This is a genomic window from Spirillospora sp. CA-128828, assembly GCF_050945415.1.
Taxonomy (GTDB): Bacteria; Actinomycetota; Actinomycetes; order Streptosporangiales; family Streptosporangiaceae; genus Spirillospora.
Map to the genome: position 1 here is coordinate 4,182,154 of NZ_CP191986.1, position 19,728 is coordinate 4,201,881.

The 19,728-nt window shown below is 67.6% G+C and carries 17 protein-coding genes; 8 read left to right on the forward strand and 9 right to left on the reverse strand.

Annotated features, from left to right (window positions below):
* Window positions 1–2: 2 nt before the first annotated feature.
* Window positions 3–2,462, reverse strand: coding sequence for an ATP-binding protein (locus tag ACQPXG_RS20555; protein ID WP_433469307.1), 2,460 nt, complete (start codon window positions 2,460–2,462; stop codon window positions 3–5).
* Between the two features lie 376 nt (window positions 2,463–2,838).
* Between ACQPXG_RS20555 and ACQPXG_RS20560 the strand changes: the two genes are divergently transcribed.
* Window positions 2,839–3,987, forward strand: coding sequence for a substrate-binding domain-containing protein (locus ACQPXG_RS20560; protein ID WP_433469308.1), 1,149 nt, complete (start codon window positions 2,839–2,841; stop codon window positions 3,985–3,987).
* 144 nt (window positions 3,988–4,131) lie between these two features.
* Here ACQPXG_RS20560 and ACQPXG_RS20565 read toward each other — a convergent pair whose 3' ends face one another.
* Both ACQPXG_RS20565 and ACQPXG_RS20570 read right to left on the reverse strand, forming a co-directional pair.
* Window positions 4,132–4,560, reverse strand: coding sequence for a hypothetical protein (locus tag ACQPXG_RS20565; protein ID WP_433469309.1), 429 nt, complete (start codon window positions 4,558–4,560; stop codon window positions 4,132–4,134).
* 713 nt (window positions 4,561–5,273) lie between these two features.
* A complete protein-coding gene (locus ACQPXG_RS20570; protein WP_433469310.1) occupies window positions 5,274–5,885 on the reverse strand; it encodes a 3'-5' exoribonuclease domain-containing protein in 612 nt (203 codons plus the stop codon).
* Window positions 5,886–6,217: 332 nt separating this feature from the next.
* On the opposite strand from ACQPXG_RS20570, the gene ACQPXG_RS20575 reads away from it, so the two are divergent.
* The 4 genes from ACQPXG_RS20575 (at window position 6,218) to ACQPXG_RS20590 (ending at window position 9,153) form a co-directional block, all read left to right on the forward strand.
* Complete coding sequence (locus tag ACQPXG_RS20575; RefSeq protein WP_433469311.1) at window positions 6,218–6,844, forward strand: glyoxalase; 627 nt, start codon at window positions 6,218–6,220, stop codon at window positions 6,842–6,844.
* A gap of 75 nt (window positions 6,845–6,919) precedes the next feature.
* Window positions 6,920–7,384, forward strand: a complete 465-nt coding sequence (locus ACQPXG_RS20580; protein WP_433469312.1) for a helix-turn-helix transcriptional regulator — start codon at window positions 6,920–6,922, stop codon at window positions 7,382–7,384.
* Between the two features lie 5 nt (window positions 7,385–7,389).
* Window positions 7,390–7,800, forward strand: coding sequence for a VOC family protein (locus ACQPXG_RS20585; protein ID WP_433469313.1), 411 nt, complete (start codon window positions 7,390–7,392; stop codon window positions 7,798–7,800).
* A gap of 225 nt (window positions 7,801–8,025) precedes the next feature.
* Window positions 8,026–9,153, forward strand: a complete 1,128-nt coding sequence (locus ACQPXG_RS20590; protein ID WP_433469314.1) for a glycoside hydrolase family 5 protein — start codon at window positions 8,026–8,028, stop codon at window positions 9,151–9,153.
* Between the two features lie 127 nt (window positions 9,154–9,280).
* On the opposite strand, the gene ACQPXG_RS20595 is transcribed toward ACQPXG_RS20590, so the two are convergent.
* The gene (locus ACQPXG_RS20595; RefSeq protein WP_433469315.1) at window positions 9,281–10,102 is read right to left on the reverse strand and encodes an MHYT domain-containing protein; all 822 of its coding nucleotides are present in this window, start codon (window positions 10,100–10,102) and stop codon (window positions 9,281–9,283) included.
* A gap of 670 nt (window positions 10,103–10,772) precedes the next feature.
* A complete protein-coding gene (locus ACQPXG_RS20600) occupies window positions 10,773–11,045 on the reverse strand; it encodes a helix-turn-helix domain-containing protein (RefSeq protein ID WP_433469316.1) in 273 nt (90 codons plus the stop codon).
* 87 nt (window positions 11,046–11,132) lie between these two features.
* Here ACQPXG_RS20600 and map point away from each other — a divergent pair, with 87 nt between their 5' ends.
* Window positions 11,133–11,957 (forward strand): type I methionyl aminopeptidase, encoded by an 825-nt coding sequence (gene map, locus ACQPXG_RS20605; protein ID WP_433469317.1) that lies wholly within the window; start codon window positions 11,133–11,135, stop codon window positions 11,955–11,957.
* A 193-nt stretch (window positions 11,958–12,150) separates the two neighbouring features.
* Here the strand turns inward: map and ACQPXG_RS20610 are convergent, their stop codons facing one another.
* Window positions 12,151–12,981: a transposase family protein gene (locus ACQPXG_RS20610; RefSeq protein ID WP_433469318.1), complete on the reverse strand. Its 831-nt coding sequence runs from the start codon at window positions 12,979–12,981 to the stop codon at window positions 12,151–12,153.
* A 384-nt stretch (window positions 12,982–13,365) separates the two neighbouring features.
* Here ACQPXG_RS20610 and ACQPXG_RS20615 point away from each other — a divergent pair, with 384 nt between their 5' ends.
* Both ACQPXG_RS20615 and ACQPXG_RS20620 read left to right on the forward strand, forming a co-directional pair.
* Window positions 13,366–14,466, forward strand: coding sequence for a hypothetical protein (locus ACQPXG_RS20615; protein ID WP_433469319.1), 1,101 nt, complete (start codon window positions 13,366–13,368; stop codon window positions 14,464–14,466).
* 117 nt (window positions 14,467–14,583) lie between these two features.
* A complete protein-coding gene (locus ACQPXG_RS20620) occupies window positions 14,584–15,000 on the forward strand; it encodes a hypothetical protein (RefSeq protein WP_433469320.1) in 417 nt (138 codons plus the stop codon).
* 70 nt (window positions 15,001–15,070) lie between these two features.
* On the opposite strand, the gene ACQPXG_RS20625 is transcribed toward ACQPXG_RS20620, so the two are convergent.
* The 3 genes from ACQPXG_RS20625 to ACQPXG_RS20635 all read right to left on the reverse strand — a co-directional run bounded on the left by ACQPXG_RS20625 (window position 15,071) and on the right by ACQPXG_RS20635 (window position 19,475).
* Window positions 15,071–18,043: a SpoIIE family protein phosphatase gene (locus ACQPXG_RS20625; RefSeq protein WP_433469321.1), complete on the reverse strand. Its 2,973-nt coding sequence runs from the start codon at window positions 18,041–18,043 to the stop codon at window positions 15,071–15,073.
* Window positions 18,044–18,409: 366 nt separating this feature from the next.
* Window positions 18,410–18,598 carry a DUF397 domain-containing protein gene (locus ACQPXG_RS20630; RefSeq protein WP_433469322.1) on the reverse strand — a complete coding sequence of 63 codons (189 nt, stop codon included), beginning with the start codon at window positions 18,596–18,598 and terminating at the stop codon, window positions 18,410–18,412.
* Window positions 18,588–19,475 carry a helix-turn-helix domain-containing protein gene (locus ACQPXG_RS20635; protein ID WP_433469323.1) on the reverse strand — a complete coding sequence of 296 codons (888 nt, stop codon included), beginning with the start codon at window positions 19,473–19,475 and terminating at the stop codon, window positions 18,588–18,590. Before ACQPXG_RS20635 ends, ACQPXG_RS20630 begins: the two co-directional genes overlap by 11 nt.
* Window positions 19,476–19,728 lie beyond the last annotated feature (253 nt).

The following is a 19,728-nucleotide window of genomic DNA, read 5'->3' on the forward strand; positions in this document are numbered from 1 at the left end:
CTTCACCTGTCGACATGGTCACTGCCCGACTCCTCCCTGGGTTCCTGGTGTTGCGATGGTGCCGGCTCCGGTTGAGCGAGGGCGCTGTCCCGCTCCGCCTGGTGCACGGCCGCCTCGAACTCTTCGAGTTCCGAACGGACCGCGTCGGCGTCGGCGGGCTGCCGCACGGCGGCGATCCCCCCGTCGGCCGGCGGGCCGGTGACGGCGAGGGTCGCGCCTCGTACCCGCCGGCGCAGGGGTCGAGGGGACTCTTCTCCGGACGGTTCGCCCGGGGCGGTGGTCTGCGCGGCGCCCGGATGGGTCCTGATACGCCGGGGGAGACCGTCCTCCAGCCGTGGGCCCGGCCGTTCGGCTGTGACGGGGGCAGGGGGCGGCGCGGACATGGGCGCGGGTGTGACGGCCTTCCGCTCGGGACTCGCGGGGAGCACGGGCACTGTCCCGGCCGGCTTCACGGCCGGGCGCGGTGCCGGGTCCGCGGGGTTCATCGTCAGCAGCAGCGCGGAGGGGATCCAGACGGTGCCGGTGACTCCGCCGCCCGGAGTCCGGCTCAGCGTGACCCGGATGCCCCAGCGCCGGGCGAGGGTGCCGACCACGAAGAGGCCGAGCACCTTGGTCGGAACGAGGTCGAGCCGCTCCCGGCGGACCAGCCGGGCGTTCTCCTCGGCGAGGCGTTCCGTGCTCATGCCGAGGCCGTGGTCGATGACCTCGACCAGAGCGCCGCCGTCCGCGGTGACCTCGATGCCGGGCCGGACGACCACCTCGACGGGTGCGTGGGACGGGGAGAACGTCACCGCGTTGTCCAGCAGCTCGGCGATCATCAGCGTCATGTCGCCGATGATGTCGGGCGCGATGGTCGCCTCCGTCTCGGACCGCAGGGACACCCGCTGGTATCCCTCGATCTGGCCGAGGGCCGCCCGGATGACGTTGGCCATGGTGGTCGGCCGGGCCTCGACTCCGTCCTCGCGGATCCCGGCGAGCAGCATCAGGCTGTCGGCGTTGCGCTGGAGGCGCACGGCGATGTGGTCGATGCGGTAGAGCCGTTCGAGGACGTCGGGGTCGGTCTCCTCGCGTTCGACGGCGTCGATCAGCATGAGCTGACGCGAGGTCAGGTTGCTGACCCTGCGCCCGACGTTGCCGAACATCTCGGCCACGTTGCGGCGGCTCAGCACCTGCCGCTCCAGCAGCCGGGCGGCGGTGACCTGCACCTGATTGAACGCCTCGGCCAGCCTGCCGATCTCGTCGCGGACCGGGACGGGGATCTCCCGCGGCCGCAGCGGGGCGCTGTCGGCGGACTCGTCGTCGGAGATCCGGGCGAGCTCCTCGCCCGCCACGTCGACCACCTGCTGGGCCGTGTCCGTCAGGGTCGCGAGGGGACGCACGACCGAGCGCCGGACCAGGACGCAGAAGGTCAGCCAAGCCGCGAAGCCGAGCAGGGCGAGGCCGAGCAGGGCCGACGCCTTCCGCAGGGCGTTCTCGGAGACGCTGTCGGCCTGCGCGGCGATCTGCGCGATCAGCGACCGCGTGATGCCCAGCCGGGCCTCGGCCTGCCGCGTTCCGGTGGCGATCACCTTGCGCAGCTGCTGCGGCGTCTGGCCCTGCAGGGAACTCGGATCGATCTGGAGCTCCGCGAACTGGGACGCGATGCCGTTCTGCTCGGCACTGCGCCTGATGCCGTCCAGGCGCAGGACCTGGTCCGGAGCGGCGATCCGCCCGAACCGGGCCGACTGGTCGTCGTAGAGCCTGTGGGCGCCGACCGCGCGGGTGAACTCGGTGATGGCGTTGGCGTCCCGGGTCTGGGCGGAGAACACGCTGCTCTCGAAGGCCGCGTGCGCGGCGTCGGCGCGCAGGACCGCGTCGAGCAGCTCGACGGCCGAGGACGACGAGGTGCCCGAGAAGCGGCCGAGCCCGATCCCGTCGATCAGGTAGTCGACCGCGGAGGCGTACGCGGGGTCGATGTTGGCCGCGGGGACGTACTCGCGTGCGAGCTTCTCGCGCAGGATGGCGAGGCCGTCGATGTACTTGAGCGCCTGCGCCTCCTCGTCCGGCAGGCTCGACCCGAACGCGGAACGCACCCTGGCGACCTGGGCGTCGGTGTCCTGCTGCGCCCGGCGGTAGGAGGCGGTCGAGGGCAGGTCGGCTCCGGGACGGGTCGACTCGTACTGCACGGACAGCAGGAGCGCCTGCCAGTGTTCCGCCTGGATGTCGTTGATCAGTCCCGCGACCTGCTCGCTGTCGCGGACCAGCTCCGCGATCCGGCCGGCGTCCCGGGCCCGCTGCGCCTGCCCGTAGACGCCGACGCCGAGCAGGACGCCGACGATCACGATGGGCACGATCACCAGGACGTTGAGCTTCCTCCGGAACGGCCATCGGTCGAGGACCGCGCTCGCCCTCCGGCGCGGCGTCGGGTGTTCCTGCCCGGACGGGGGGAGCGCGAGTCGCGGCTCCACTGTGCTCGCCGACACCCGGGCCTCCTTCGCTGTGCTCTTGAGCGGCGACCGGGCGTCGTTGTTGCTGGACCGCCGATGACGACCGGAGCGCGGAAGGTGACCCTGTCGCAGCCCGTACCCGAATGCGGGCGAACGGGATCGTGCGCCACGTGTCCGGACCGAGGTTGCAGGCTGCGCAGATTACCGTTTGCGCCGTCCCTCATGTAACTGTTCAGGTGTTCTGCCCCATCAAGAGTTGATTACGAATCCTTCGTGGATTGTCAACCGGCCACGGTTTTCGGCGGTTGGAATGCTCCACCGCCTTGACGATCTGTCGGAGCCATCGCTTGGATCGTCGGCGTCGCTCAACCCCCACCAGGCCGCGGCGGCCTCACCCCCCGAGGAGCCCGAAATGCACCCTGCCCGTAGGGCGGCGCTGACGTCCGCCGCACTCCTGGCCGTGGCCGTCACCGCCGTCGCCGGCTGCGAGAACGGTCCGGACACGACCGCGTCGCCCGCCACGGGATCCTCCGAACCGGGTTGCCCCACGGTCCTCGCCAAGGCGAAGCAGGCCCTTGAGAAGGCCGAAGACGTCAACGCTCCTTGGACCGGTCCCACCACCGGGCCCAAAGCCGTCCGCGGCAAGACCCTCGTCTACATCGCCCAGACCATGACAAACCCCGGCGTCGCCGGTGTCGCCCAGGGCGCCCAGGAAGCCGCGAAGGTGGTCGGCTGGGACCTCCGCACCATCGACGGCCGCGGCACCCCCGCCGGCATCCAGGACGCCTTCACCAAGGCCATCGCCCTCAAACCGGACGGCATCGTCCTCGGCGGCTTCGACCCCCGGTCCACTGCCCCGCAGGTCAGGCGGGCCAACGCCGCCGGCATCCCGCTGATCGGCTGGCACGCCGTCCCCGGCCCCGGCCCCAGCAAGGACCCGAAGCTCTTCAGCAACATCACCACCAGGGTCGAGGACGTCGCGAAGATCAGCGCCGACTGGATCATCGCCCGATCCAACGGCCGTGCGGGCGTCGTTCTGTTCACCGACGCCTCGATCCCCTTCGCGAAAAGGAAGTCCGACCTGATCAAAACGGGGCTCGCCACCTGCTCCGATGTGAAGCTGCTGAGCTACGAGCGCATCCCCATCTCCGACTCCAACAGCCGCACCATCCAGGCGGTCTCCTCGCTTCTCTCCCACTTCGGCGACAAGTGGACCTACTCCGCGGCCATCAACGACCTCTACTTCGGTGACGCCGCCCCAGCCCTGCGCGCCGCGGGCAAGCAGGGTGCCGGCGCCCCCTTCAACATCGGCGCCGGCGACGGCGACCCGTCGGCCTTCCAGCGCATCAACGGCAGGCGATTCCAGGCCGCCACCGTGCCCGAGCCGCTGTCCGAACAGGGCTGGCAGATCATCGACGAGTTCAACCGCGCCTTCACGGGCAAGCCCGCCAGCGGCTACGTCGCCCCCGTCCACATCACGACCGCCGCCAACAGCGGCGGCGCCCTGTCCTGGGACGCCGAAGGCTACCGCGCCACCTACCGCAAAATCTGGGGCAGATAACCACCCGCAAACGCCCACCAGGCAACCGCGACAGCACCTCGAACGCACACTGACCCGGCATTCGAGCAAGGACCCGCTGACGCGCGCACGATGGCCGAAAGAAGAAGGACGCCCGACCATTCGACGCCGACGTGGTTACGGCGTTCAATCGGCGCTCAGCCACTCATCAGCCAACTCGCGAGCACCGTTGAGGAGCCCGTCCAGTTCAGCGTCCGAGAAATCGACGGTCAGCCCCACAAGCAGGACCCCGAAATGATCAGCCTGGCCTTCCCCGCTGATGTCGTTGATCTCTTCGTCGGTGAAGGTGGCCAGCAGGAGCCGCTCAGCGATTCGGGCATTAACTATTTCGGAGAGTCCCGGCCGAGTTCTCAGATCGGCCACGAAGGTCGTGATATCTGAGGCGGCACGACCCGTGAACCTACGCTCGGCGGCCAAAAAGAATGCAGCCGTGATCAATAAACCGTGAGCTAGCTCGCTGGCCAGATCGAGTCGCTCACTGATCCGCTGATGCGCCTCCGTGTCCCGAGCGAGCATCGCCCGAACTGCCGCCACCTGATCGCCGCTGACCTTCACGAAATCCTCTCTTTGGCCTTCGTCGTGGGCTGTGGCCGCGGACGGTTGCCACGCCTGATTGAAATGCCCGCGAAGAGTCGTTGGCGAGTACCCCCTCGCCTCGCCGAAGGAATCCAGCTAGCCCATCGCCGTTGCTTCGTGGGCGATTGCCCCGGAGACTGGCCTTCGTGCGCGAGCAGTAGATGGCGATCCATGACCGAAAAATGGGTAGGTGGCCGCACTGAACGCGGCCACATTTTGTCGGGCGGCGGGTTGTTGTCCTGCGTGGTGGGCTTGTCGCCGGCCTCGGGGCCGTTGTCGGGCCCGCCGGGATGCTCGATGCCCACGCCTTCGGTCCTTTCCGTCCGGGGAACGGAATCCTGTTGCCCGGAACCAACCCACTGCGGACTTATCGCCCTTTGTGTTAAATACCGGACAGGCATCCGGTGGGTGTGCGGGGACCCGCCTCCGGAGGTGCCGCCGTCCATGTAAGCGTGAACGTTCCGGATTTGCACGTTCGGTGTCCGAACGTCCGCGACCTGTTCATGCGAGTCAGCGGGCGAGGTCATGGATGGCCGATCGTCTGCGACGCGGCGCCGACGGTGCGTGACGTCCGGCCTGTGAAGGCGCTGGCTTCCGAGGAATTCGCAAGGCATCCCAGGGCCCGGCCCGGAGGGTGGCGTCAGCTGATCATCTGCGGCCGCAGACCTCGTATCAGCCGTGGCTTAGCGGCGTTACTCGGTCGCCCCCTGGGTGGAAGGGCGGCCGGTCCAGTGGACCAGGTTTTGGAAGAGCTCTGCCTGTTCGATCGCGTCGTCCAGCGCGTTGTGGGTGTGCGGGCGGTCGGGCAGCAGTTCGGCCGGCATTTGCCGCTTGGTCGAGCGGACGACCTGAACGTTCGCCTTGGTCGCGTACAGGGTCTTGAGGTCCAGGTGGCGGGAGTGCCCGAACGGCGAGCCGGAGTCGGTGAACCGCATCCAATACCAGTACAGCCACATCCAGTCGAAGCCCAGGGGATAGGCCACCAAAACCGGTGCCGCGCCATCGGACTTGGCGATCTCGTCGACCCACAGGCTCACCGCGTTCATTGCTTCAGCGGGGTCGCGGCCGTCGGCGGCGAGCTTTTCGCGGTCAAGACCGCTGACTGCCAACGCCTCGGGGACGTGGTCATCGCTGATCGGTTTCAGTTCGGCGTAGAACGTCCGCTCGGCCGGGTCTGCCGGCGTGAACACGGCCCCGTCGAAGATGCCGCATACGGCCATTCCAAAGCTGAGCATCGAGTACGGGCCGGGGATCGGCCCATCGGCCTCGATATCGGCTGAGAGGTAGACCTCACGTCTGGGCACCGTTGCTCCCTGCGCTGACATCTTCGGTAGTCCGCCGACCTCGTCTGCGGGCCGGTCGCCCCGTCGAGTCGATGACAGCCTTCCACATGTTCGAGGTGCTCTCGATACCGCTTGTTCGGCGTTACCTCTCGTCGTTGGCCCGAAACCGCGGGTTAGCTCAGACGGGCAGGCCGGTCGAGCACGCGTGCGCCAAGGTCGGGCAGGTCCGGGCCATCGTCCTTGCTCATCGGGTCGGCAGGCACGGGAAGACGCCGTCGTGTGGCAGATCGGCTGGCCAGACTGGTCAGGAATCGAGAAGCGCTGGTCGTGTGGGCGCTCCTAGCCTCATCGGCATGACTTCCATCGAATTCGTCACCCTTGAGGTGGCCGACCCCACGGCCGCCGGCCAGTTCTACGCCACTGCTTTCGGCCTGGGCGCTCAGGTGCGGCTGCGGGCCGCGGATGCACCGACGACGGGCTTCCGCGGGTTCACGATGTCGCTCACGGTGTCCCAGCCCTCTACCGTCAAGGGTCTCATCGAGGCCGCCCTCGATGCCGGTGCGTCGCCGCTGAAGCCGGTCGCGAAGTCCTTCTGGGGCTACGGCGGGGTCGTCCAAGCGCCGGACGGGACGATCTGGAAGGTCGCGACGTCGGCGAAGAAGGACACCGGCCCGGCCACCCGGCAGATCGACGAGATGGTGCTCCTGCTGGGAGTCGCGGACGTGGCCGAGAGCAAGCGGTTCTACGTCGACAACGGCCTGACGGTGGCGAAGAGCTTCGGCCGCAAGTACGTGGAGTTCGACTCCGCGGACGGTCCGGTCAAGATGGCGCTCTACGGGCGCCGGGCCCTGGCCAAGGACGCCGGAGTCTCTCCCGACGGCACCGGATCGCACCGGCTTGTGATCGGCAGCGATGCCGGGCCCTTCACCGACCCGGACGGGTTCGCGTGGGAGACCGCGGCGGCGACCGCCTCGCTCTGAGCCGTGCAGCTCGGCACCCCGATCGGGCCGAGCGCGCGCCTGCCTCAGCCGAACATCGATGAGAGGAGTTCTCGCATGTGTCACCCCTCGTGGGGCCGTGCACGCGCCGAGGCACAGCGCCGGAGCGACCTGACGCGGCTGCGGCGCGTCCGGGACCGGATGGACCGGGAGTACGCGCAGCCGTTGGACGTCGAGGCGCTCGCCCGCGGTGCGAACATGTCGGCCGGGCACCTCAGCCGCCAGTTCCGGCTCGCCTACGGCGAATCCCCGTACGCGTATCTGATGACGCGGCGCATCGAGCGGGCGATGGCGCTGCTTCGCCGTGGCGACCTCAGCGTCACCGATGTCTGTTTCGCAGTCGGGTGCTCGTCCCTGGGCACGTTCAGCACGCGTTTCACCGAGCTGGTCGGCATGTCGCCGAGTGCCTATCGGGCCTGCACGGCTCAGCAGGCGGCGGAGACGCCGGCGTGCGTGGCCAAACAGGTGACCAGACCGGTCAGGAATCGAGAAGCGCGGGTCGCGGAGCCGCAGCTAGCCTGACCAGCATGGACATCACCATTCACACCAGCGCCCTTCCGCACGACGACCCGGAGGAGTCCCTGGCCTTCTACCGCGACGTCCTCGGCTTCGAGGTCCGCAGTGACGTCGGGCAGGGCAAGATGCGCTGGATCACTGTCGGCCCATCCGGCCAGCCCAGCACGTGCATCCTTCTGGCGCCGCCGTTCGCCGACCCGGGGATCACCGACGAGGAGCGCCGTGTCATCACCGAGATGATGGCCAAGGGGACCTACGGCTGGATCCTGCTGGCCACCACCGATCTCAACGGCACATTCGAGAAGGTGGTGGCCGGCGGAGCCGAGGTCGTCCAGGAGCCGACCGACCAGCCGTACGGCATCCGCGACTGCGCATTCCGTGACCCCGCGGGGAACCTGGTCCGCATCCAGGAAGTGGGCTGAGCCCGCAGGAGCAGATGATGAAGTTCCAAAGCCGCGTCGAGCCGCCGGAGCGCACGAGGGGCTTGAAGGTGCCTCCTGCAGGGACGCCGCCCCGCGGCCAGTCCTAGATCGCGATGAGGCAGGGGCCCTCGGCGGCAACGGTCGGGTAACGATCTTCGGGTGAACCTGCGCACGGGAGCCCGGCTCGATGATCTTTCTCTAGAAGATCATCGAAGGGATGCTTCCATGCGCCGCCTGGTTCGCCTTCTCGCCGCGACGACCCTCACGATCGGGACCCTGGGGGCCGGGACGGCATACGCCGTGTCCCGCCAGGCTCCCGCCGAACGTTCGGCCACCCCGGCAGCCGCGCCCGCCGGCAAGCTGCGTGCCACGCCCCAGCAGGCGTTCGTCGGCAGCCAAGGGCCCGAGCAGCTGAAGGGGCCCAACCTGCAGCCCGTCTGGGACCCGGACGGCACCGACACCTGGGGCGAGGGGACGTACACGGCGATCAGTGCCAAGGGGTTCACCTCCGTGCGGTTCGTGTTGTTCTGGGACGACTTCGAGCCGAGCAAGGGCGTGTGGAACGAGAACGCGTTCACCACGCTGACCACCGCGCTGCGCCGCGCCAAGGCCGCCGGCTTGTACGTCGTATTCGACGGCGTCCACCTGTACGGGCAGCCCGAGGGGCAGTCCCGCGTGCCCGAATGGGCGCGGACCACGGACGGCATGGGCGCGGTGGCCGCCAACGGGCTCGGTTACCTGCAGCAGCTCGCCACCCGCTACGGCGCCAGCACCGAGTTCGCCGACACGGTCGCCGCCTACGACCCGGTCAACGAGCCGTACCGCTGGCCCGTGGACCACAGAGGCGTCCTGGCCGACTACACCAAGATCATCAATGCGATCCGTACCAAGGACTCCGCCACGCCCATCATGGTCGAACCGACCTACGGCGACGCACGGGTACCGGACGCGGATCTCGCAGCCCTCGCCCCGGCCGATCGCAGCAACCTGATCTGGTCGGTGCACGACTACTACGCGGGCAACGACGGTGTCGGCTACGGCGACGACGATGTGGCCATCAGCCCCAACCCGTCGGACGGCACGACCGGCTACGACACGGCGGACAAGGCCAACCTCGCCGCCCACCTCCAGGTCCAGTTGGACACGGCGAGCAAGGCCGGCATGCCGCTTTGGATCGGTGAGTTCGGCATCGGTTCCGGCGCGGCCGGCCACGACGGTTACATCAGGGACAAGGTGGCCCTCTACAAGTCCAAGGGGCTCGGCTACGCCTGGTGGGAGTACTACGACGACGGCACTTTCAGCATGGTCGATGAGAACGACGCCTGGAACGCCTGGGTGAACCTCCTCCTCTGACCCTGGACGGACGGCACCGATAGAAGAACCGGCCTCCACCCCATCGCGGGGTGGAGGCCGGGCCGTTATGCGCGGAGGTCGAGCCCGGATGCCCGGTCCGCGCGAGACCCGTTCGGGGTGTCGAAGATCAATTGCGGTCGATGCCGTGTGGGGGGCCTGGGCGAGGGTGGGGGCGCTGGACGGCTTGGCGTTGGCGTGAGAGCCGGTCGAAGATCTCCTGGTGGTACCTGTCTTCGAGGGCTTCCTTCCCGGTCGGCACCAGGGCGATGAGCATCAGGGTGATGACGGGGCATCCGCCGATCCAGATGATCAGCGGCCAGGTCAGGGAGAGTACGCCCGCGCCGGCCGGGGTCGGTGCGCTGTGGTCCATCGTGAAGCCGGCGGCCGCCATGCCGGTGTAGTGCATACCGCTGACGGCCAATGCCATGATCGGGATCGCGCCGGCCATCGCCAGTTTGCTTCGGACATCGCGGGTCACCCACAGAGCGGCGGTGGCGGCCACGACGGCGATGACCACGGACAGTGCGACGATGCGCATGTCGTAGTGAATCGATCCTTGGACCTCCATCGCCGCCATGCCGGTGTAGTGCATGGCGGCGACGCCGACGCCCGTGAGCAGGCCGGCCAGCAGCAGCGCCAGCAGCTTCGCCCGGCTGTAGCTGACCACGAACATGCCGACTGCGACTATGCCGACCGCCATCAGGAGGCTCAGAGCGGTCAGGGGGATGTTCCAGCCGACCTCCGAGCCCTCGACGGTGGTGCCCACCATCGCGGTGAAGTGCATGGCCCAGATTCCGGTGCCGCCGATCGACACCGCTGACCAAGCCAGCCACAGGTTGCGGACGGCGCGGGTACCCACCCATGCCCGGCTCGTGCACACCAGGCCGAGTCCGCAGCCGAGGCATGACACCAGATAGGCGAGCAGAGGGGCGTACGTCCAGTGCCCCATTCCAGTTTCCATGTGGCCCAAGGCGTGCTCCAAACCCTCTTCTTGAGAAGAGCGGTGCTGTGAACGCAGCCGGTCGGATGGACCATAATCGACTACGTTGAGTAACTGTCAGGGGTCGCGGTTCGCCTCATCGAGGTTGCGCTGACGCTCCGGCCGGAGAGGGTGCCCAAGTCAACACACCATCCGCGGCAATTGCAAGATCATCCCTGCGCATCTCGTCATGCACAGTGTGTAATTACGGACGTTTCATTTCACGGCGAGACGGCCGGAATCGCGAGGCTCGCAGGGGGCCGGGAGCCCTTTGCCGGAAGGCGAAACCGCCTATACGCCCCCCACCGCGACGCGCGCGCTGCCATGTCCACCGGAGGTGCGGCAGCGGCGGCCAGGCTCCCGTCAACCCCCAAGAGCCGACCTCACGACCATCGGCGATCACCGGTGCGACCCGCGGTTTCGCATTGACGCTGGTCATCGCCTGGATGACCGGTTGTATCAAGGGCCGTGCTGTGGCTGGTCGCGAGTCGACTCACGCACCAGGGGGCGACGACAGGCGAAGAGATGTGTTGCCGAATCGTGCTGTTGGGGGCGAGCGCCCCCGCGTTCGTTCGGCAAGAGGAGTGGGCCACGAGCTGCGTCGCCTTCGCCGAGACTTCGTGGACGGGCGGTCCAGTCGCTACGAGACGGCTTCCAGCGGTGGGTCGCCGCTGCCACGCCAGGTGGCCGCCAGCTCCTGCACCGGAACGTTGAGCGCTTGCCCGAGGCAGACGATGGTGCCGAACCCGGGGGAGGGCAGGCGCCCGGTCTCGATCTTGCGCAGGGTCTCCGGCGAGATGCCGGCCGCGTGCGCAACTTCCGCGAGGTCGCGTCCTGCCCGCGCCTGACGCAGCAGGGCACCAAGACGCCTGCCGGATTCGATCTGTTCGGGCGTGAGCGGTTGGCGGACCATGTCCACAGGGTAGGACTGGTATTTCTATACCGTCAAGCACTAAAGTGTTGGTATAGAAATACCGACACTCCTGTACGTGAGGTACTTGTGATCGAACTGAAGACGCCCGCGGAGATCGAGCGCATGCACGTGGCCGGGCGTTTCGTCGCCGAGGTGCTCTCCGAGGTCCGCGGACTCGCCGAAGTGGGCGTGAACCTCCTGAACCTGGAACACCACGCGCGCGCCATGATCAAGCGACGCGGTGCGGAGTCGTGCTACTGGGACTACGCGCCGTCCTTCGGCAACGGTCCGTTCCGCAATGTCATCTGCCTGTCGGTCAACGACGCCGTTCTGCACGGCCTGCCCCACGACTACACGCTGCGCGACGGGGACGTCCTCAGCGCGGACCTCGCGGTCGGCATCGACGGCTGGGTGGCGGACTCGGCGTGCACGGTCGTCGTCGGGACCGCCGCCGAGGAGGACCTGCGGATCATTCGCGCCACCGAGGAAGCGCTGGAGGCGGCGATCGAGATGGCACGCCCGGGCAACCGCCTGGGCGACATCTCGGCGGCGATCTGGGCGGTGGCCCGCGACTACGGCTATCCGGTCAACGACGAGTTCGGCGGCCACGGCCTCGGCCGCACCATGCACGAGGGGCCCCACGTGTCGAACAAGGGCAAGGCGGGGCGCGGCCTCACGCTCCGGCCGGGCCTGACCCTCGCGCTCGAACCCTGGCTCGCCCGTACGACCGACCGGATCGTCTACGACCCTGACGGCTGGACCATCCGGTCGGCCGACGGCTCGCGCACGGCCCACTCCGAGCACACGGTGGCCATCACCGAGGACGGCCCCCTGGTGCTCACCCGGCGTGAATCGGAACGCCCCGCAACGAGGGCGGATTCGTCAGCTCGTCCATCCGCAAAGGACGTCTGATACGAGGAAGCGGCCCCCTGATCAACTTGGGGTGCTGAGCCTGGAACACGACATGGCGCCTTCACCGGTTCGAGTTGGCCGAAGGCGTCGCGGAGTCCGTCGTAATGGGCACGGTCTGGGTTGTGCTCGGCGATCCGGTTGTCCGTCTGATGACGAGTCACGGAGCGGTCGGGCCAGACTCACTGAGGTGATCTCAGTGGTAGCGGAGTCGGTCGTGCTCGAAATGGGTGAGGACGAGCGCGGCATTGGCAATATCGCCGATCTTGCTAGGGCTGGCGGTGATGTGCTGCAGGACGCGCCACCGCTGGGTGAGGAGAGCGAATCCGCGTTCGCCCTGGCAACGCAGAGCGCGTAGCGGCAGGTCACGTGTGCGGGTATCGATGTCGGGATTCTGGCCGCTGGTGAGGGGTTTGCTTGGGGTGAACACGCCGATGCCGGCGCCTTCGTAGCCCAGGTCGGCCAGTGTGGGGAGCCCTTCGGCGGCGGCCTTGTAGAGCGCGCCCAAGAGGTGTTTGCGGGCGGCGGTCATGTCGTGGATCGAACCGGGCTCGACCGCGCTGATCCACAGGGAATCCGCCGGGTGCCGACAATGCCTGGAATTGCCGCCATGCCGGCGGACTTTGCCGGAGTACCACAGGTCGACAGGCCGCCCCCTGACGCTGATCGTTTGCTCGGAGCATCGGTCGGAGGATATGAGCGTGCCGTCCAGGACCAGGTGGGCTGCGCCCTGGTCCTTGGCCTGCCGGAGCGCTTGGTGCAGGTCGAGTGCCTGACCGGCCAGCACCTCGATTGCTTCGTCGATGTAGCGGTAGGCGGTGGTTCTGGACCCGCCGTGGTCGAGGGCCAGCGTCGTGGGATCGGCACGGTCTCTGAACCAGCGCAGCACCAGTACGGCGTGCCAGAAGCAGGTCAGCGCCCTGCTTGCCTTGGGAGTGCCGCGTCGATGGCGTTCGGCCTGCAGCAGCCCCGCGAGGTACTGGGCGAGTTCGCGTGAGACGTCGAGCGTGGCACGCCAAGGGATCACGTGGAGCCTTCCAGGCTGAAGCAGTTCTTGTGGTGAGACCGCTTCTATTTGGGGGCTCCACGCCTATCTGCGCAGGCGTGATTTGTTTGTGTGTCTCCCCGGGTGGCACCGTTTGTTCCTCACCATGCCTTGCTGTCCGAGTCGAGACCTCTGAGATCACCTCACTGGGCACGAGAACGAGCGGGCGCGGCCGGTGCACCTCTGCGCTGGTCGGCGAGACCCCACTGGCGTGGGACGTGATCCCATCTGTCAGACTTGTGACAAGAACAAAAACAGAGCTGACTCCGGCTCACTCGAGTCGTGTCCCTAACCGGGCGCAACCGAGGAGCCGGGGGATATTCCTGGGACTCCTTGGTGCGCCCCCGCACTTCAAAGGGGAGTCCCTTGAAGGAAAAATTCAAAGAACGAAGGCCATGGCGAGAAATCGCCAGTGCCGGCAAAATTCCTCGCGAAATTCTGGCCAAGGCAAAGGCCTGGATATCCGCTGGCGTCGTGCTCCCCATCCTGATGGTGATCATGACAATGCTGCTGGGTCAGGTTGGCAATTTCGTGAGCATCAAAACAGGGTTTCTGGAGGAGACTGACGCCCTCACGACAACTTGTCTCACTGGTATAGTCATGTCGGTGACACTGTGGGGCATCGTCCCATTGAAGCGCAAGAATGAGCGCGAAAAGGAGCGCGAAAAGGAGCGCGAAAAGGAGCGCGAAAAGACTGGCCGGGTAGTGAAGCCCAAGAAACCCGGCTGGGCGCTATGGTGGCGATCGATCACAATAGGAATCCTGATCGTCGGGTGCGCCTACGCTGGAGACTCGGCATTCAGGGTCATGGAGGTGGCAACCGTGGTCGCCTTGTCGGTTGTCGCGAATTCACACCTTTCCGCTGCCAGCAGAATTGTGGTGGAATGGCGGAAGGACCGACGCTCCAAGGCCGGTCCGACGCGTCGCAGCCTCCGTGATCTTCGATGGCTGGGGATCTCACTGTGTGGCGTCTTACTGCTGTCGCCTCCCGGAGCGATGTCACCGAAGGGATTGTTGCTGGTCGGCGCCTCATCGGTGGCCTACCATGTGGGGCAGAAGTTCAGGAGTGATCTCCCGGACGAAGATCTTGACACCTATTCTGCCCTGGCCAGGCTGCCGATGGTGCCGATCCACATCGCCCTTCTCATCTATTTCCGAGATGGGGCGGCGGCCATCGTCAGCATGGGCTGGAGCAATCTCCTGATCTGCCTCTGGTCAGGAGTGGTGGGATCGGTCATCAACATCGTCAGAAACACCGCATGGAAAAAGGGGGTTCGGGCGCTTGCTGAGTCCATGCTCAACCCGCTCGCCCCTGCAATAACCGCCCTCGTCGGAACACTGGCGGGGCAAGCACTGCCGTGGCCGGCTTTTGTGGGGATAGCCTTGATCGTGCTGTCGAGCATCGGTGGCGCGCGATCGGAGCTACACCGCCAGAAAACGGCTCGGCAGCCACAAGGGTCTGGCTGACCTCATGTGCGGCGGGGAGGAACTGTCCTCCCCGCCGCACTTCGCCGATCCACGGCACCCGACTCCGCTAAACCAGTGAGATCACCTCACTGGGCACGTCCGGTAGGTTCCGGTGGCGTGGCGATATCCTCCCGGCGGAAGCCGCCGGTCCTTTATGTGATCGATGAAGAGTTCGTTCTGCCCGATCGGGGTGACGATCAGGAAGGGCCGGAGGCTGCAATTCCCGCTGGTGACCCGGATGAGGCGCCGCTGTCGGTCACCTGCGCGCGGCCCGTCGAATTGGCTCCACTGCGTTCGGCGCTCAACCTGTGGGCGCTGGACATCTCGGCGGCACCCGTCACCGACATCGCCACGGTAACCGAACTGGACGGATTGCGATTCCTGGAAGTGACCCAGGATCAATGGCGGAAGCTGTCCGAACTCGGAGACCTGCCGTCGCTGGCCGTCGTCGGCATCCACCCACACCGCCCCGAACGCAACGGCGGAACTTCCTGGCTCACCGCCTTTGACGAGCCTCCTTCACCAACACCTTGAAACGGTGCCGGGTGCGGGGTTCATCCGGCTCACTGGACGCGGCCGCCGGGTTCGCAGCGACGTTCGCGCTTCAGTCGCCTGTGCCGAGAGCAAAGGCGGCCCATACGCATTTGCTGGCATTCCGGCGGGCGGAGTCGTCCACGTCCGGGTCCCTGGATCCGGTATGGCGGGCGCCCCAGCGGTTGGAAAGGAAGCTGACGATGGGCAGACCACGACCGAATTCCTGATCGTATGCAGGATGTCTGACGTGCGGTGCCGCCTCCGAGCCGTCGTACACCTCAACGATCAGTTCGTCCTCCAGGCGGAGGAGCCGCACGCGGATGTCGCCGGCGGCGGGGTCCGACGCGGAGACGCCGATCCCCGCTGCGTGACGGACGGAGTTGCCCACCAGCTCGCTGATCACCTGATCGATGGGCCAGGCCAGATCGTCCAGCTCCCAGTGGGCCAGGTGGTCGTCGACCGCGGCGCGGGCGGTCGGTGCGGACTCGGGTTCACGCGGCATGTCCCAGGAGGCGATGTGTTCGGCCGGTACACGGTCGGCGACCAGCGCCAGGAGGGCAGCGTCATCGGCGCGCGTCTCAGGCAGCAGGGTGGTCATCGCGGTGTCACACAGATCCCCCAGCCACGCTGTACGCTGGGCAGGATCCGCTGGCGGAGGGGCCGTGGCCGCGTGGCGGGTGATCACCGCTCCCAGGCGTGCGGGATCCGGGTCGGCGCCGAGCAGCCCGTCTGTGTACAGGGCGAGCAACGTCCCCGCAGCCAGGGTGACATCGGTGGTCTCCGGCGGAACGTGCGGCAGCCCCAGGGGCGCACCGATGGACACGTCCAGCACGGTCGGAGGCCGGCCGGGGGTCATCAACAGCGGGGGCGGGTGGCCGGCGCTGGCGATCGACACGACGCCGGTCGTCGGGTCGTACAGCGCGAGCAGGACCGTGGCCCGGACCGGATCGAGGGTTTGTGACCCCAGCCGCAGTGCCACGTCATTGAGGTGGGCGAGGATTTCGTCCGGCGGGAGATCCAGCGCCGCGATCGCGGTGATCGCCTGGCGGAGGATGCCCATCACACTCGGCTCGTCCGCGCCGTACCCGCTGACGTCTCCCACGGCGGCCAGGGTGCGGCCGCCGGGCAGCCGGATGGCGTCGTACCAGTCCCCACCAAGACCCGTGCCGGTGGCGGTGCGGTACTGCGCGGCCACGGCCACGGCGGTGAGCGCCGGCAGCCGGCCGGGCACCAGATCGCGCTGCAATCGCTCGACCCGCGCTCGCGCCTCTTCGTACTCGGCGGCCCGGGCCAGGGCCACCGCGATGGTGCCCAGCAGGGCCTCGGTGTCCGCATCGAAGACGCGGGGGGCATCCCAGCTCAGGACCAGGCTGCCGACCTGTGCGTCGGCCGTCACCAACGGGATGACGGCCCACGCCTTCTTACGGCCCATACGGGCCAGCGGCACCAGGTGCGGCCACCGCTCATGCAGAGCGTCGGGGGAGCCGACGAACTGGATCCGGGCGTCGGCGACGGCGGTCGCCCCCATGAGCTCCGGCCAGCGGTGGGTGGCGATCTTCTCCAGGAACTCCGGGGGGTAGCCGTAGGAGCCGGCGACCTCCGGTTCCGGCCCGGTCAGGGAATGGATCAGCGCGCCGTCGGCGGCGACCAGGGGCACGACGTGGGCGAGGACGGCGTCCACGACGTTCCGCGGGGAGCGTGCGTGGATCAGAGCGGCGTTGAGGCCGGTCAGGCGCTCGCGGCGCTCGGCGGCCGCCTCGGCGGCCTCCGCCTTTTCCGTTACGTCGGTGAGTGTGACGGATGTGTAGTCGGCGATGCCTACGGCGGCGATCTCGTAATGGCCGAGGCCGCCGCCCTCGCCGCGGAACTCGTCCCAGAACGTCACGGTCTTGACGGCGGGCCGGCCGGGAGCGGCGCGGGCGGCGGCGAGGAGGTCAGGCGCCCCCTGTTCGCGGAGCGAAGGAAACACCTCCCACAGGGCCCGGCCCACGATGTCGGCGCGCTGCCGGGCCGCCACCTCTCGCGCGACCGCGTTGGCCCACGTCACCCGGTTGTCCGCGGTGATCACGTAGGTGGGCAGCGGATAGGAGTCGGTCAGTGCCGCCAGCCACGTCTCCGAGCTGCGGCGGTCCGTGATGTCCCAGGCATAGCCCGTAATCCGGACGGTCCGCCCGGTGTCGTCGTGCTCCCACCAGCCGCAGACGAGCAGCCAGGAGAGCCGTCCGGAGGAGTCCTGGACGCGGTACTCCACCACATACGGCGCCTCCTCACGCTGGGCGCGCGCGGACTCCCGCAAGACCTGGTCGCGGTCGGCCGGGTGGACGTGGGCCAGCCAGGTTTGCATGTGGTGATCCCAGCCGTGCGGATCGATGCCGGCCTTGATGAGCAATCCGTCTGTGGTGTCGTCCGTGTCGATCAGGTCCGTGGCCAGGTCCCGGGACCAGCGGCCGGCTTGCACCGAGCGCATCATCCGGCGGGCGGCGGGGGTCTCGTCGGCGCCGATCTCCCACCACCGGGTCTCGGCGCTGCGCCAGCGCCGGGCGCCGCCCAGCCGCTCCCCGACGAGCCCGGCCATTTCGCGCAGGTAATCGGTGCGGTCCTGCGGCGGTTCACGATCGGCCAGAACCGAAAGGGCGCCGATCGGCGCTCCGCCCGCGATGAGGGGGACGGACAGCACGCCCCGCGGGTGTTTCCACGTCCTGGCCGCGGCATGGGGACGGGCCTGTGACCAGAAGGGGCGCCCGGTGGCGACGGCGCGGGCCGGCGCCAGTCCAGGCGCGGCGTTGTCGGTGAGGTGGTCCCACTCCTCGATCAGGTCCGGGGGCAGGCCGATGGCCGCGGCAAGGTCGAGGCTGCCCGGCTCCCGGCCGGCCAGGTGGACCAGCCCGCCCAGGCCGCCGACGCCGGCGACCGCATGCGACAGGGCCAGCGCGAGCACCTTGGTCACGTCCGCATCGGAGGGCAGGTCGGCCACCCACCCTCGCCGCAGATCGTCGTCCGCCGACCGGCCGGCTCTGCCGCCGTGCGCGGACTCGAAGTCCATCGCTGCCTCGCCTCCACCAGCATGTTCATGCCAGAGCCGTAGACGGACCGGCCCTTCCGGACACGCTGTTCCGACCATCCTAGTCAGCACCCTTGACACCGGCAGTGTGGACGCTTCGCCGGCTGGCCAGGTGACGACGCCGCAGGTCAGCCGCTCTTACATCCCTGTTCTGCACTCCGGCCCATGCCGACGGGCGCACGAGGGCAGAGCCGATTGATGACCCGTTGTTCGGGGCCCCTGGTGTCGACCGAGGCGCTGGAGCCGCGTGAAGATCCGGTACCAGGCGCCGTGCGCAGCCAGCGACGGAACGGGTCATGCAGCCGGTCCCACAGCCGGTACCGCTCCGGCACATCCTGCTACGGAATGTCAGGTGGACCGAAGGAACTCGAGGAAGGCCGCCCACTCCGGCCGGGTGAACTCCAGGATCGGGCCGCTTCCTCGTTCTTTGGTGTCGCGGACGCCGATCGTGCCGTCCGCTGCCCTCCCCACCTCTACGCACGAACCGTTGGGCTCGCTGTGCCGAGACTTGCGCCACCGGGTGTACTCATTCGTCATTCGGGGGTCCCACCTCGTCTATCAGCAGTTCAGCGGCCTCGGTGAGGAGCGCTAGGCTGTCCTCTGGTGAAAGCGCTCCTCGGGTGAGGTCCTCGTATCTCTGTATATACCGCCTTACCTCACGCCGCTCGGTGTGAATGAGGTCAGTGGTGATCGTGTCCACGATGGCCATGGGTGGATCGATGGGATCCGGGAACGTGTAGAGCGCGAAGGTGGCCTTAGGGAGCAATGCTCCTTCCATATCGGCGTTGATGGGCAGTACCCGCGTGGTGAGCTGCGGCTCGGCCATCATCACCGTGACGATGTGCTGAAGTTGGGCCGCCATGACGTCCCGTGGGACGGTGCGACGTCGGACGACCCCCTCGTCGATAATGAACTCGTACTTTGGCCCACCGGGACGGAGAATTTCCTGCTGTCGCCTGAGACGAGCCTCTACCATCTTCGCTGGATTGAAGTCGAGCCTTCCTTCCCTCTTTGTAATCTCGATGAGGCTGGATGTGAGCTCGGGCGTCTGAAGGATGCCCGGGATCGCGCTGAGGTTGTACTCGCGGATGGTGGCCGCACCTGACTCAATGTCGGCGTAGAGCCGGTGTCTAGCCCCCATCGCGTTGCCGTAGGCGTCCCACCACCCTTTTCTCGTTGCCTCATGGGCGAGGCGGACGACCTCCGTCCACTTGCTCTCGTTGACCTCAAGTGTGTTGAGGATCGTGATGACGTCGGCGACATCGGGGCGGCCGTGGGCGTTCTCCAGACGGCTGACCTTCATGCGTGAGTAGTGGATGCGCTTAGCGAGTTCATCCGCCGTCATCTCACGCTCTTCGCGGAGTGTGCGGAGTTCGTCCGCGAGACGCCGGCGTCGTATGAACGGGCTGACCATGTCGACCCCCGGGGAGCAGGAACGTGATCGTGTCACTACTTTGTGTACACGATGATCGTGATCCCGGACCGGAGAATGAGTGGGTCGTTCGGGCCGAACGTAGCTACATTTCTGTATCGAACATGTCAACCTGTTCAGGGAACATAGTGTCCGATGAGCCTCGACTATGTGAATCGGTACGCGCGTGTCCCTCCGAGCCGGATTTCCTAGGCTTGGCTTACCTGGTCAGGGGTGTGGCTCAGTCGACCTTGGG

Excerpts from the sequence above, each read along its gene's own strand:
- ACQPXG_RS20630 (WP_433469322.1), bottom strand. The coding sequence starts at position 18,598 with ATGACGAATGAGTACACCCGGTGGCGCAAGTCTCGGCACAGCGAGCCC.
- ACQPXG_RS20595 (WP_433469315.1), bottom strand. The coding sequence starts at position 10,102 with ATGGGGCACTGGACGTACGCCCCTCTGCTCGCCTATCTGGTGTCATGC.
- ACQPXG_RS20575 (WP_433469311.1), top strand. The coding sequence starts at position 6,218 with ATGACTTCCATCGAATTCGTCACCCTTGAGGTGGCCGACCCCACGGCC.
- ACQPXG_RS20600 (WP_433469316.1), bottom strand. The coding sequence starts at position 11,045 with ATGGTCCGCCAACCGCTCACGCCCGAACAGATCGAATCCGGCAGGCGT.
- ACQPXG_RS20580 (WP_433469312.1), top strand. The coding sequence starts at position 6,920 with ATGTGTCACCCCTCGTGGGGCCGTGCACGCGCCGAGGCACAGCGCCGG.
- ACQPXG_RS20625 (WP_433469321.1), bottom strand. The coding sequence starts at position 18,043 with ATGGACTTCGAGTCCGCGCACGGCGGCAGAGCCGGCCGGTCGGCGGAC.
- ACQPXG_RS20590 (WP_433469314.1), top strand. The coding sequence starts at position 8,026 with ATGCGCCGCCTGGTTCGCCTTCTCGCCGCGACGACCCTCACGATCGGG.
- ACQPXG_RS20560 (WP_433469308.1), top strand. The coding sequence starts at position 2,839 with ATGCACCCTGCCCGTAGGGCGGCGCTGACGTCCGCCGCACTCCTGGCC.
- ACQPXG_RS20635 (WP_433469323.1), bottom strand. The coding sequence starts at position 19,475 with ATGGTCAGCCCGTTCATACGACGCCGGCGTCTCGCGGACGAACTCCGC.
- ACQPXG_RS20585 (WP_433469313.1), top strand. The coding sequence starts at position 7,390 with ATGGACATCACCATTCACACCAGCGCCCTTCCGCACGACGACCCGGAG.